The 13,187-nt window shown below is 66.0% G+C and carries 12 protein-coding genes and 1 riboswitch; of the genes, 1 reads left to right on the top strand and 11 read right to left on the bottom strand.

The annotated features are described in order from the left end of the window. Positions 1 to 49: 49 nt before the first annotated feature. Positions 50 to 264: riboswitch (cobalamin riboswitch) on the bottom strand. Positions 265 to 334: 70 nt separating this feature from the next. The 5 genes from cobA to cbiE are packed head-to-tail and all read right to left on the bottom strand — an operon-like array spanning position 335 to position 4,754. Continuing rightward, positions 335 to 1,066, bottom strand: coding sequence for a uroporphyrinogen-III C-methyltransferase (gene cobA, locus AADA15_RS08205; protein WP_341641072.1), 732 nt, complete (start codon positions 1,064 to 1,066; stop codon positions 335 to 337). Further along, the gene (locus tag AADA15_RS08200) at positions 1,063 to 2,397 is read right to left on the bottom strand and encodes a cobyrinic acid a,c-diamide synthase CobB (protein ID WP_341641071.1); all 1,335 of its coding nucleotides are present in this window, start codon (positions 2,395 to 2,397) and stop codon (positions 1,063 to 1,065) included. Before AADA15_RS08200 ends, cobA begins: the two co-directional genes overlap by 4 nt. Beyond that, positions 2,390 to 3,184, bottom strand: coding sequence for a precorrin-4 C(11)-methyltransferase (cobM, locus tag AADA15_RS08195; RefSeq protein WP_341641070.1), 795 nt, complete (start codon positions 3,182 to 3,184; stop codon positions 2,390 to 2,392). The genes AADA15_RS08200 and cobM overlap by 8 nt, the downstream gene beginning before the upstream one ends. Further along, positions 3,181 to 3,558 carry a cobalamin biosynthesis protein gene (locus tag AADA15_RS08190; protein ID WP_341641069.1) on the bottom strand — a complete coding sequence of 126 codons (378 nt, stop codon included), beginning with the start codon at positions 3,556 to 3,558 and terminating at the stop codon, positions 3,181 to 3,183. The genes cobM and AADA15_RS08190 overlap by 4 nt, the downstream gene beginning before the upstream one ends. Next, entirely contained in the window at positions 3,555 to 4,754 is a 1,200-nt protein-coding gene (gene cbiE / locus AADA15_RS08185) for a precorrin-6y C5,15-methyltransferase (decarboxylating) subunit CbiE (RefSeq protein ID WP_341641068.1), read from the bottom strand. Before cbiE ends, AADA15_RS08190 begins: the two co-directional genes overlap by 4 nt. Before the next feature lies 1 nt (position 4,755). On the opposite strand from cbiE, the gene AADA15_RS08180 reads away from it, so the two are divergent. Beyond that, entirely contained in the window at positions 4,756 to 5,526 is a 771-nt protein-coding gene (locus AADA15_RS08180; RefSeq protein WP_341641067.1) for a cobalt-precorrin-6A reductase, read from the top strand. Here AADA15_RS08180 and cobJ read toward each other — a convergent pair. From cobJ to cobW, 6 genes are all read right to left on the bottom strand, one after another. Beyond that, positions 5,490 to 6,254 (bottom strand): precorrin-3B C(17)-methyltransferase, encoded by a 765-nt coding sequence (cobJ, locus tag AADA15_RS08175; RefSeq protein WP_341641066.1) that lies wholly within the window; start codon positions 6,252 to 6,254, stop codon positions 5,490 to 5,492. The genes AADA15_RS08180 and cobJ overlap by 37 nt on opposite strands. Beyond that, positions 6,251 to 6,967: a precorrin-2 C(20)-methyltransferase gene (gene cobI / locus AADA15_RS08170; protein WP_341641065.1), complete on the bottom strand. Its 717-nt coding sequence runs from the start codon at positions 6,965 to 6,967 to the stop codon at positions 6,251 to 6,253. Before cobI ends, cobJ begins: the two co-directional genes overlap by 4 nt. Positions 6,968 to 6,969: 2 nt before the next feature. Then, the gene (locus AADA15_RS08165; protein ID WP_341641064.1) at positions 6,970 to 7,599 is read right to left on the bottom strand and encodes a precorrin-8X methylmutase; all 630 of its coding nucleotides are present in this window, start codon (positions 7,597 to 7,599) and stop codon (positions 6,970 to 6,972) included. A 1-nt stretch (position 7,600) separates the two neighbouring features. Then, positions 7,601 to 8,761, bottom strand: coding sequence for a precorrin-3B synthase (gene cobG / locus AADA15_RS08160; protein WP_341641063.1), 1,161 nt, complete (start codon positions 8,759 to 8,761; stop codon positions 7,601 to 7,603). Next, entirely contained in the window at positions 8,758 to 12,006 is a 3,249-nt protein-coding gene (gene cobN, locus AADA15_RS08155; protein ID WP_341641062.1) for a cobaltochelatase subunit CobN, read from the bottom strand. The genes cobG and cobN overlap by 4 nt, the downstream gene beginning before the upstream one ends. 144 nt (positions 12,007 to 12,150) lie before the next feature. Next, positions 12,151 to 13,185 carry a cobalamin biosynthesis protein CobW gene (cobW, locus tag AADA15_RS08150; RefSeq protein ID WP_341641061.1) on the bottom strand — a complete coding sequence of 345 codons (1,035 nt, stop codon included), beginning with the start codon at positions 13,183 to 13,185 and terminating at the stop codon, positions 12,151 to 12,153. Between the last annotated feature and the right edge of the window lie 2 nt (positions 13,186 to 13,187).

Here is a 13,187-nt window from a genome sequence, read left to right as displayed (position 1 = left end):
CTTGCCGCCTCACCCGGCGGCACTATGTGAAATTTCGTCGGGCCGTACTGGCCGCTTATACCCAATGGCAGGTCTCCTGACTCGCGGGTCGGTGCCGGTCCGGGGCCTTCCCAGTCCTGATGGGACCAGTGGCAATGCCCGGTAGCTCGCCGCTCACAGTTGCGGGGGCAGTCACGGATTTGGCGCCTTTTGGCTACACCGCACCGTGTTCCCTTTTCATCCTTGGATCTTGGACCCGTCGGAACCCTTGGTCTTTCAGAGATGGCACAAGGGCCCGGAAGCTGTCAACGCGCCATCGGCGTCATCCTCGTGCTATTTGCGGCATCCGGAGCGTTCAGTGGGGCAGATCCTCATCTGCGAGCGGACCATAGAGGATCAGCACCGGCGCCTTGGTTTCCATCGAACGGAGCACATTTGGCAATTCGCCGACCGTGTGGCAGGACAGCGCCTGATCGGGGGTAGACACGCCAAGGGCAATCAACGCGTGCGTCTCAGGCGGCAATCCGGCCTCCAGCAGGCGTTCGGCCAGAGCGGCAAATGTGCGTTTTCCCATGTAGACGACCGTCGTGGCCTCGGGGTCTGCAAGGGCGGCCATGTTGAGGTCCTCTGGCAGGCCGCCGGTGACGTCATGTCCGGTAATGAACTGCAATCTCCGCGCGGTCAGGCGGCGGGTGAGGGGGATGTTCGCGGCAGCCGCTGCAGCCGAGGCCGCGGTCACGCCGGGCACGATCTCGAACCCTATGCCTGCCGCGCGCAGGGCGGTAATCTCTTCCTCAAGGCGTCCAAAAACGCCCGAATCGCCCGATTTAAGCCGCACCACATGGGCACCTGTCGAGGCATATTCGACCAGAAGCTGGCTCACGTGATCCTGCCGCGGTGAGGGGCGCCCGGCACGTTTGCCAACACCCACCAGATCGGCGTCCTTGCGGGCATGGGTCAGGATCGGCCCCGAGGACAGATCGTCGAACAGCACTGCATCTGCCGCCTCCAGTCGTTTCACAGCCTTGACGGTCAGAAGCTCGGGATCGCCCGGACCGGAAGAGACAAAGCTGACAAACCCGCTCATGGCTGCTCTCCGGTGATCAGGTGGAAGAAGGTGCCGGTGACATGGCCGCGCACCGAGCCGGTTTCGGGCACCGGGTTGCCGTCTGCGTCCATCACATTGGCGAGCGGCGCGTCGGGCTCATCCAGAATGGTCGAATAATGGAACTCATGTCCGCGCAGGGCGGTTCCGGTCGCAAACCCCGGCATCGGCGCCTGAAGGACGGCGCGGCGGTAGCCGAGGTGAAACTTGCGTTTCTCGTAAGATGTGACCAGCCCCAGCAGCCCGGCCATCTGGTGGCGGTTGCCCTCCTTGTCGATCAGGGCTTCGCCGAGGGCCATGTAGCCGCCGCACTCGCCATGGATGGGCCGTGTTTCGGCGTGTTTGCGCAGGGCCGTGCGGAAGGTTTCGGCCGCCGCCAGCCGACCGCCATGCAATTCGGGGTAACCACCCGGCAGCCAGACAAGATCGGCATCCGCGGCGGGGGCCTCATCCGCGAGCGGCGAAAACGGCAGGATCTCGGCCCCCGCCGCCCGCCAGCCTTCCAGAAGATGCGGATAGGTAAAGGAGAACGCAGCATCGCGGGCCAGTGCGATGCGCTGAGCAGGCGGATCAGGTAGGGGCGCTGAGGCGGGCGCTGCACCGGCGCGGGCGGCGGATTTGATCGCCTCAAGGTCCACGTTCTCGCGCAGAAAGGCCGCGTAGCCCGCGATGGCGGCTTCCAGATCAGGGTGCTCTACCGCCTGTATGAGGCCAAGATGGCGTTCGGGCAGGGCCAGATCGCCGCGCCGGGGCAGGGAGCCGAGGACCGGGATGCCTGCGCGCTCCATCCCCAGCCGGGTCAGCCTCTCGTGTCGCGGGCTGGCGACGCGGTTAAGGATGACGCCTGCAAAGGGCAGATCGGAATCATAGGCGCGAAACCCCAGCGCTGTCGCGGCGGCAGACTGCGCCTGACCGCCGACATCCACGACCAGCACCACCGGCCAGCCCATGCGTTTGGCGGTTTCTGCAGAAGAGCCAAAACCGCTTTGACCGCGTGTTGCCACACCGTCGTAAAGCCCCATGGAGCCTTCGCCGACACAGATCTGCGCATCGCTTGCCTTACCCGCGACCGCGTCCAGCAGATCGCTATCCATCGCCCATGTATCAAGATTGAAAGAGGCGCGCCCCGCTGCGGCAAGGTGAAAGGCAGGGTCGATGTAATCGGGGCCGCTTTTGTAGGGCTGCACCACGAGGCCATCCTCGGCCAGTGCCCGCAGAAGGCCCAGCATCACGGTGGTCTTTCCCGTGCCCGAGGCGGGTGCCGAGATCATCAGCCCCGGGGGAAAGGATCCGGTTGTCCGTCTCTCAGTCATCGCCTTCGCTCCAACCTGCCCATTGGCTGTCGGCGCTTTGGGGGCGGTAGCGCCGGTCATAATCCTGCGCGTAAAGACAGCTTTCGTCAAAATCTTCGGCGCCAAGGGCGTGGCCCACCAGGATCAGCGCCGTGCGCCCGCGCGCGCCATCTGTAGCGTCGATCAGGGTGCCGAGGGTGGCCTTGACGATCTTCTGATCCGGCCAGGAGGCACGCCAGACAATGGCGACGGGGCAATCGGCGCCGTAGGCGGGGGTCAGTCGCGCTACAACATCGTCGAGCACATGAACCGACAGGTGAATGGCCAGTGTCGCGCCGGTGCGGGCGAAATTCTCAAGCGTTTCACCCTCCGGCATGGACGATGCCCGCCCCGAGGTCCGCGTCAGCACCAGCGACTGGGCAACGCCCGGCAGGGTCAGCTCGGCGCCAAGGGCGGCGGCGCTGGCGGCAAAGGCAGGCACGCCCGGCGTCACGTCATAGGGGATGCCCAGATCGCGCAGGCGGCGCAGCTGCTCCCCCATGGCGGACCAGACCGACAGATCCCCGGAATGCAGTCGCGCCACATCGTGACCGGCAGCATGGGCGGCTGTGATCTCGGCCATGATCTCGTCCAGCGACATGGACGCCGTGTTGACGATCTTGGCACCTTCCGGGCAGTGCTGCAGCAGCGCCTCGGGCACCAGCGATCCGGCATAAAGGCAGACAGGGCAGGCCGCAATCAGGTCGCGCCCGCGCAGGGTGATCAGGTCGGCAGCGCCCGGGCCGGCGCCAATGAAGTGAACGGTCATGGGGTCAGTCTTTCAGCTATGGCCGCAGTGGCAAGACCGTCTGCGGTGACAACACGGGGTTCCAGCAGGCGGGCTGTGGCGGTGGTGCTGCCGTGGCACGCGCCCTTCAGGGCAGCAGCTTCGGCCAGCGATCCGGTGCCAAACCGGGCCTGGATGCGGGGGGATGAGGTCAGGGTTTGCATGCCGCGCAGCGCCTCTTTCGGCAGGGCGATCACGGGCAGGTTCATTTCGGCTGCCAGGGTGCGGAAGGCTGGCGCGTCTGCCTTGGTCGCGACCGAAGCCAAGGCATCCGGGCGGTGGCCGGTCAGCGCCAGCGCTGCGGCAAGATCGCCTGCGGTAGCTCCTTGGCGAAATCCGAAGCCTGCCACTTTCATCGGGTCACGCTCCATTGGATGACGGGGCGTGCGCGTTCCCAGCCGCGCATGGAGCCGAGCGGCCCGGCTTCGGCAATCTCGGCCTTGAGAAGGTGACCGCCGTGCGTTGCCTGAGCCTGCATCAAAAGCGTCTCGGTTTCGAGGGTGACGCCGTTGGCCACGATGCGGGTGCCCTCCGGCAGCGTGTCCCAGAGATGGTCCAGCAGCGCCTGCGTGCCGCCCCCGCCGATAAAGACGCAATCGGGCAGATCGAATCCGTCCAGCGCATCCGGCGCGCGGCCCAGAACCGGTTTCATCCGGTGTTCGATCCCGAACCGTTCGGCATTGGCGCGGATATTGGCGATCCGGTCTGCGCGCGGCTCGAAGGTGATGGCGCGCGCGCCGGGCGCGGCAAGGCACCACTCAACCGAAACCGAGCCGGACCCGCCGCCGATATCCCACAGGACCTCTCCGGCGCGGGGGGCGAGGACTGACAGCGTCAGGGCCCGGATGGGGCGCTTGGTTATCTGCCCGTCGTTGTGGAACAGATCGTCGGGCATGCCGCTGGCAAGGGGCAGCCCCTTTGCGCCAGCAACGGTCAGCGCGGCGATGACGGGCGCTGTTATATCGGCCAGGTCAAAGACATCTGCGCTCTGGCTGCGCAGCCGTTGGCGAGGGCCGCCCATGGCCTCCATCACCGTAATCTCGGTCGCGCCAAAGCCCTGTTCTGCCAGCCATCTTGCCAGTGCTGCCGGGGCCGCGCCATCGCGCAGGGTGCAGATGATACGCCTGCCCCTGTTCAGTAGCGGCGTCAGCCGCTCGAAGGGGGCCGCATGAAGGCCGAGGCAGAGTGTTTCTTCCAGTTTCCAGCCAAGGGCATTCGCGGACAGCGAAAAGCAGGAAGGCGCAGGGTGGGAGACCCATTCGCCGGGGCGCATATGCGACAGCAGAGAGCCGCCCGCACCGTGCCAGAAGGGGTCGCCCGAGGCGAGAACCACCACGCGCCGCCCCCGCGCCGCCAGAACCGGGGCGGTGGAAAAAGGAACAGGCCAGGGCTGGCCGCGCGATCCCGCCTGCACAAGATCAAGATGACGTGGGCCACCGATAATGACCTCTGCCTCTGCCAGGGCTTTCCGGCTTGCATCCCCAAGCCCAGCCAGTCCATCTTCGCCAAGGCCGACGAGGGTCAACCATGGGGTTACTTGAGGATCAGACATCATGCGCATCCTGCTTTTGGGCGGCACAACCGAAGCGTCTCGCCTTGCGGTGGCGCTGGCCGAGGCCGGGCTTGATGCGGTGTTCTCTTATGCGGGCCGAACGGCCCGCCCCGTGCCCCAGCCGCTGCCCCTGCGGGTAGGCGGGTTCGGGGGCGTTGATGGGCTTGCCGGTTTTCTTCGTAAGGAGGGCATCACCCATGTGGTCGATGCGACGCACCCCTTCGCGGCGCAGATGAGCACCAATGCGGTAGAGGCCTGCGCGCGCGAGGGTGTTGCCCTGTGCGCGTCGGAGCGTGCTCCATGGCAGGCAAGCTCTGGCGACAGATGGACCCATGTTGTCGGACTTGAAGAGGCCGTTGCGGCACTCCCCGATCAGGGCGCGCGGGTGTTCCTCGCAATTGGAAAGCAGAACCTCGCGGCCTTTGCGGGCAAGCCTGCGAACCACTACCTTCTGCGCTTGGTAGATCCGCCCGACGCGCCTTTGCCCCTGCCGAGTACAAGCGTGGAAATTGCGCGCGGACCGTTCGATGCGGCGGGAGACAGAGCGCTGATGCAGGCCCATGGCATCACGCATGTGGTCTCCAAGAACGCGGGCGGCAGCGGCGCCGAAGCCAAACTGCAAGCGGCGCGCGACCTGGGCTTGCCGGTGATCATGATCGCACGCCCCAAGGTGCCGGAACGCAAGGTTCTGGCCACGGTCGAAGAGGTCATGGACTGGCTTCAGGGCGGCGCTGATCACGGGGCGGCATCCCCTGCAGAACGGGGCGTGTAGACAAAGCGTCCTATGGCCCGCGTGTCACGGTTGCCGACGATCACCATGGTGCGCATATCCGCCATTTCGGGCGTTGCGTCCTTCAGGGCCACGGTTGTGATCTCCTGCGTCGGTTTGGTCACGTCGCGGGCAAAGCTGATCAGCGTGTCGCTGCCGCAGGCCTCGCGCAGGATGTCCAGCGCGCGGGCAAACTGATGCGGGCGGGACTTGGACCTTGGATTGTAGAAGGCCATCGCAAAGCCCGCTTCACCTGCCGCGCGCAGGCGGGTTTCGATCAGCGACCAGGGTTTCAGGTTGTCAGACAGGTTGATCGCCGCAAAATCATGCCCCAGCGGCGCGCCGATCTGCGCGGCGGCGGCCAGCATCGCGGTGATGCCGGGCAGCACGCGGATATCGAGGTCGAGCCAGCCTTTCGGACCCGCCTCCAGTGCCTCGAACACGGCGGAGGCCATCGCAAAGACGCCGGGATCGCCTGAGGACACGACGACAACGCGCCGCCCCGCGGCGGCCATCTCCAGCGCATGGGTGGCGCGGTCCAGTTCGACCCGGTTGTCGGAGGCATGAAGGGTCAGGCCGTCGCGCGGGGCGATGCGTTTGACGTAAGGAATGTAGCCGACGATATCCGTGGCAGTCTCGATGGCGTCACGCACTTCCTGCGTGACCAGTGCCTCGTCGCCGGGGCCGAGGCCTGCAATGACCACCCATCCCGCTTTTGCCGTAAGTGTCATGGGCGGCGCCCCTGTCCATGAACCAGCACGATCGAGAAGTAGGGCACATCACCTGTCACGTCCGTGAGTTTCTGCACGGTCTGGCCGGGCATGGTGCCACGCTCCACCAGCCAGGCGGCGTCGAGCTTGCCCGCTGCCTCAAGGGCGCGGCGCAGTTTCGGCAGGTTGCGGCCGATCTTCATCACCACCAGTGCATCCGTGCTTCGTGCCCGCTCGGTCAGTTCCTCCTCGCTGAGGGTGGCCATGGCGACGGTCAGTACATCATCACCCCAGGTGATCGGCTGATCGGTGGCGGTCCAGCAGCCGGACATGCCGGTGATGCCGGGAATGATCTCCACCTCGGCGCGGCCCTGCAGACGGCTGTGGAGATGCATGAAAGAGCCGTAAAGGAAGGGGTCACCCTCACACAGGACGACAACGTCATTGCTGCGGGCGATCTCTTCCAGCCGGTCAGCCCAGTCATCGTAAAAAGCAGACAGGATGCGGTTGTACTCGGGGTCTGAAAAATGGATCTCGGTCGTGACCGGGTACTCCATCGCGTGTTCCTGAACGCCATCCGGCAACAGACCCTCCACGATGGCACGGGCCTGTCCCTTGCGGCCAGCCTTGCGGAAATAGGCGATGTGGCGCGCGCTGGTGATGGCCCGGTGCGATTTCACGCTCATCAGGTCGGGGTCGCCGGGGCCGAGCCCTGCGCAGATGACTTTGCCCATGATCACTCTTTCCAGCTGGCCAGCGCGTTGACTGCTGCCACGGTGATGGCGGAGCCGCCAAGACGCCCCTTCACGATCATCGAGGGCACGGGAAGATCCTCCATCAGCGCCTCCTTGGATTCCATGGCGCCGACAAAACCTACCGGGCATCCGATGATGGCGGCAGGGCGCGGACAGGCAGGGTCTTTCAGCATGTTGAGAAGGTGGAACAGCGCGGTCGGGGCATTGCCGATGGCGACCAGGGCGCCCTCAAGGTTGGGCCGCCACAGTTCCAGCGCGGCAGCAGAGCGGGTGTTGCCCATCTCTTTGGCCACCTCGGGCACCTTTGGATCACGCAGGGTGCAGATTACCTCATTGTTCGCGGGCAGGCGGGGGCGGGTGATGCCTTCGCTGACCATATAGGCGTCACAGAGGATCGGCGCACCGGCCGCCAGCGCCGCGCGGGCGGTTTCGGCCATGCCGGGCGAAAAGCGGATGTGCTCTTCAAGGCCCACCATGCCGGCGGCGTGGATCATGCGCACGGCGACGCTTTCCTCATCGCGGGTGAAGCGGTCAAGATCGGCCTCGGCGCGGATGGTGGCAAAGCTCTCGGCGTAGATCTTGGCGCCGTCAGTTTCATAGGTGTGGAGCATTTCAGCTGCCCTCTGTCAGACGTTCGGGAGCGGCACGCAGGTCGCGCGCGCTCAGGTGGGGTTCTAGCGTCTGATCCGCGGCGGTGCCATGGCGGATCAGGGCGAATGTGTCGCGGGCGGTGGCAGTCAGGGTCAGCGGCGCCGCGCCGGGATGGGCGCACCCCTTGGCGCAGCCCGAGACGTGGAGATGCGCGCCCTCTGGCACATGGGGCGCCAGATCGCGGGCCAGGTCGCGGGTGGAGGAAAGCGCCTGCAGGCAGCCGGGCGCTCCGGTGCAGGCGCTGACCCGCAGGCGCGGATCCGCCCCATCCAGGATCAGGCCGGGCAGGGGCGCGATCTGGCTGGCGTCTTCGATCAGCAGCATCCGCCAGGGGGTGAGGCGCAATGTACCTTGATCTGCAAGGGTTTGCAGGGTTGTCGCGCGCATCTGGCCGAACTCCAACGCGACCAGTTGGCCGACTGCGACGGGACCGGGCTTTGCGGGCGGTTCCGGCGCAAGGCATGTCTCGCGATAGCCGCTGGGAAGCGGCGTGCCTTTGGCGAGATGCGTTTTCATGCGCCCGCGCCCGCCCGATGCGCCCCCGGTTTCAATAAACCAGTGGGCCAGTTTCAAAGCCTCGGCGGCGGCGGTGTCGCGGGTCACGGGCAGGCCATGCGTGGCACCATCGGCGCGCAGGATCAGGCCGGAAGGCCCGCGCTCAATTCGAATGTCGGCGGAGGCGCCTTGCAGCACGGGCACCGGACCGCAATCCGCGGCAAAGCCGAATTTTCCGGGCAATTTCAGATCTGTCGCCGCTGTCAGCGCCTTGGCCAGATCACCCGCGATCGCGGCGCTGTCGTCCCCCTCGGTCCAGAACGGGGTGAGCATGATGTTGCGGCGCGCTTCCGCGGCTTCGTCCGTGTCCAGCAGGCCAAGGTCGCGCAGGCCAGAGAGAAGGGCTGCGTGGCCTTCTTCCCGAATGCCGCGCATCTGCAGGTTGGCGCGGGCGGAGAGGTCCAAGAGGCCATTGCCGTGGGTTTCGGAGAGGTCGGCCACACCGCGCGCCTGCTCGGGCGTAAGCCGTCCCAGCGGCGCGCGGATGCGAACCACCAGCCCGTCGCCGGACATCATCGGGCGCAGGGCGCCGGGGCACCACCCGTACACCTTTGGTACACCCCTCATGCAGCGCCGCTCTCCAGCGCGGCGATGATCGAGTTGCGGCGGGTGACCCAGAGACCGGCCTCAGCCAGGGCACGGAACCGGTCCCGCATCGCAGCGAGCGCGTCGGGGTTTTCGCGCTCCAGGAACTCCACGAGATCTTCGCGACCCAGCGTGGCCTCGAAGTAGAGGTCGAACAGGTGTGGCGGCACCGCCTGGGCCAGATGGGCAAAGGCCGCCATGTGATCCAGCGTTGCGGCAATCTCGGCGCCGCCGCGAAAGCCGTGGCGCATCATCGAAGTGGCCCAATCCGGGTTGGCGGCGCGGGCGCGGGTGACGCGGGCGATTTCCTCGCCCAGGGAGCGCGCCTGTGGCGCGTCGGGGCGGGTCGCGTCGAGGTGATAGAGTGCGGGTGCCTTTTGCCCGATGCGGGCCATGGCGGCCGCGAAACCGGCCTCATGCGCCGCATAATCCGAGGCGATGAGGATGTCCGTTTCGGGCAGATCCTGAAGGTGCACGAAACTGTCGGCACCCCTCAGGCGCTCCTCCAGCGCCTCGCGCGCCTCGGCAATGTCGCCCTTGGCGTCGATGGCATGGGAGGAGGCGCTCAGCCAGGCCTCACCGGCTGCGGCGCGGGCCTCCTCCGAGTAGTCCTCAAGATGCGCACCCATCGACAGGCCGTATTGGCCGGGTTTGGGGCCAAAAACGCGCGGCGCTGCGGCGCGGTAGGGGTTGTCGGCCTCAGCCTCGTCCCGGTCCGCAAGGGCGGCGGCAGCGGATTCGAACATCTGGGCAAGGCCGGGAAACACATCGCGGAACAGTCCCGAGACGCGCAGAGTCACGTCGATGCGGGGCCGGTTCAGCATGGAAAGCGGCAGCACCTCGAATCCGGAGACGCGTTCAGAGCCGTCGTCCCATTTCGGGGCTAGACCCGCCAGATGCAGCGCCATCGCGAATTCCTCGCCCGCAGTGCGCATGGTGGCAGAGCCCCACAGATCGATCACCAGCCCCTGCGGCCAGTCGCCGTGATCCTGAAGATGGCGGCGCAGCAGCTCTTCCGCCAGCTTGACCCCTTGCGCATGCGCCGCCCGCGAGGGCACCGCCCGTGGATCGGTGGTGAAGAGGTTGCGCCCCGTGGGGATCACGTCCGTGCGCCCGCGAAACGGAGAGCCGGAGGGGCCGGGCGCGACAAGCCGCCCCGAGAGCGCATCCATGACCCCGGCGATTTCCTGCGACCCGCATTGGCCAGTACCGAAGACGTGAAGGCCCTCGCCGTACTGGCTTTCCTTGATGTCGCAGACAAAGGCATCGATGCGGGTGATCGCCTCGGCGGCAGAGCAATCGGGCGTGAGGCCCAGATCCGCCTCGACGCCGTTGCCCTGGGCCTCGGCGCGGATATCCTCGATCAGGCGGTCGCGGCGGGCCGGGTCCAGGCCGTCGGCGGTAGAGTATTCATCCAGCAGGCTTTCGAGCCGCGCCATACCGTCCGGCAGGGTGGTCTGTGCCAGCGGCGGAGGAAGATGGCCGATCGTCACGCCGCTGATGCGCCGCTTGGCCTGTGCCGCCTCGCCCGGGTCGTTGACAATAAAGGGATAGATCACCGGCAGGGCGCCGATCAGCGCCTCGGGCCAGCAAGCACCCGAAAGGGCAACCGCCTTGCCGGGCAGCCATTCGAGCGTACCATGAGCGCCGATGTGGAGAACGGCATCGACCTGTGTCTGAAGCCAGAGGTAGAAGGCCACATAGGCATGGCGCGGCGTGCGGTCGAGATCATGATAGTCATTGACGCGGGTCTTCACCTCACCCCGCTCGGGTTGCAGGGCGATGATGGCCTTGCCCGCGGTGAGAGCCTTGAGATGAAAGGCTCCGTTACGCACATCGGCGTCATCCTCGGGGGCGCCCCAGGCGTCATTCAGGTCCTGCTGCAACTTTTCCGGAAGCGTTGTCAGGGCCGCTTTGTAGTCTTCCAGCGGCAGGGTGAGACGTTCCTGCCCAAGACGGGCGCCAAGGTTGCCTTGGGGGCAGACATCAAAACCTTGACCGGCCAGCCCGCTCAGCAATTGCTCGCAGGAGGCGAGCGCATCCAGTCCGACCGCATGGGCGATATTGTAGTCACGCCCGGGATAGGTAGAGAGGACCAGCGCGAGACGTTTGTTCGGGTTCTCGAGTGTTGCAAGGCGCAGCCAGCCCTCGACCCGGTCGACGGCGGCGCTGACCCGGCCCGGATCCGCGCGATGGGCAAACCGGGAATACTGAAGGTCCGGGTCCTTCTTGGCCGGAGCCTTGAAGCTGACAACACCGGCCATGATGCGACCGTCCACCTCGGGCAACACCACATGCATGGCAAGATCGGCAGGCGACAGGCCACGTGCGGCTTCGGCCCAGTCCTTGCGGCGGGCGGTGGACAGCGCGACCTGAAACACCGGGCAGCCCGTCACGCTGAGCGGAGAGGGTCGTCCGTCCGACCCTTGTGCGGAAAAGGCGGTGGCGTTGATGATCGCGGCAGGGGCGAGGCGGGGGAGTTGGGTGCCCAGCCAGTCCGCTGCGGCGGGTGCCTTGAGACTGGCGGCAAAGGCGCCATAGGCCGCATAGCCGCGCCCGCGCAGCTCGGCGATCAGCGCATCCACAGGCGCTGTATCGGCTGCCGTCAGGTAAGAGCGGTAGAAACTGACAAGGACCAGCGGTTTGTCATCCTGTGGCAGGTCGGCGATCACTCCGCGCTCGGGGTCATAAAATCCGAATTCCGGCGTGGTCTTGAGACCGGGAACCGGGCCCGCATATAGTCCCGCCGCAAGCGCCAGTTGTGCGAGGGCTGCCTGCGCGGCGACGGCGCCACCCGCATCGCAGAGCGCCTGCAAACGGCGCAGGGTCGAGACTGGCAAGGTCGACAGCTCATCAAGGCGCGGATCCTCGCGCCCGTCGGCGGGCAGAATGGCCAGGGCAATCCCCTTGCGGCGGGCCAGATCCTGCAGGGTGGCAAGGCCGTAGGACCAGTAGCTTTCTCCGCCGATGAGGCGCACCAGGACGCCCTTTGCGCCCTCCAGCGTTGCTTCCGCATAGGTATCCACAGACAGCGGGTGTTTCAGCGCCACCAGATTGGCAAGACGGCAGGTGGGCAGATTGCCCTTGGCCCTGTGCCATCCCGCCGCAAAGGCACCAAGATCGCTGTCGGAAAAGGACAGTACGATCAGATCCGCCGGATCCTGCCCGACGTCAAAGGGCGTATCGGTTTCTTCCAGCCCGTGACTTTCGCGAAAGACGACATGCATGGGTCAGCTCCGCAACAGCGCACTTAGGGACGCGACCGGCCTCGGGGGGGCGTCATGCGCCCTCCCGGGGGGGAGGTCGGGCGCGTCCCGGCCTATCAGCCGGGACATATCCCGATTGGGTGTGCGGCGTTCCCACATGTGTTCTCAGGCTCCCAGATCCGCGTGGATACCGGCCACATCGATATCGTCATGCTCGGCAATGACCACCAGCTGGGTCTTGCGCGGCTGGGCGCCCCAGGGTTGATCGTACTGGGCGCGCAGGCGTTCGCCTACGGCCTGCACCAGCATGCGCATCGGTTTTCCTTCCACCGCGACATAGCCCTTCACGCGCAGGATCTTGCGGTTGCGGGCCATCTTGATGATGCGATCTTGCAGGTCTTGCGGGTCAGAGACTTCGCCCATTTCGACCACGATGGAGTCAAAATCGTCATGTTCGTGGTCATGGTGCCCGTCGTGATGGCTGGGGCGCGCGTCGAGATCATCCTCGGCAGCGGCACCGATTCCCAGAACGACACGGGGATCGATCACGCCTTCGGTCATCGGCAGGATCGGCAGTTTGCGGGGGGCTTCGGCCTCGATCACGGCGCGCGCCTTCGCAAGGCCCTCTTCACCGGCCAGATCCGCCTTGGACAGGAGCACGATATCGGCGCAGGAGATCTGATCCTCGAACACCTCGGAGAGCGGCGTTTCATGGTCGAGGCTGTCATCCGCCTCGCGCTGGGCCTGCACGGCGTCCAGATCGGGGGCGAACTGGCCAGCGGCAACAGCTTCGGCATCTGCGAGTGCAATCACACCGTCCACGGTGATGCGCGAGCGGATCGCGGGCCAATCAAAGGCCTTGAGCAGCGGCTTGGGCAGCGCGAGGCCCGAGGTTTCGATCAGGATATGCTCGGGCGTTTCCGGCAGGGCCATCAGCGCCTCGATCGTGGGGATGAAATCATCGGCCACGGTGCAGCAGATGCAGCCGTTTGCCAGTTCCACGATGTTGTTTTCCGGGCAGTTTTCATCGGCGCAGGATTTCAGGATATCGCCGTCCACACCGGCGGTGCCAAACTCGTTCACGAGAACCGCCAGACGCTTGCCTTGCGGGTTCTGCATCAGGTGGCGGATCAGCGTGGTCTTGCCCGCGCCCAGAAAGCCGGTGATCACGGTGACGGGAATTTTGTTCAGATCGCTCATCG

Source organism: Phycobacter sedimenti, assembly GCF_038148855.1.
Taxonomy (GTDB): Bacteria; Pseudomonadota; Alphaproteobacteria; order Rhodobacterales; family Rhodobacteraceae; genus Phycobacter; species Phycobacter sedimenti.
This window is presented reverse-complemented; position numbering and strand designations above follow the sequence as displayed.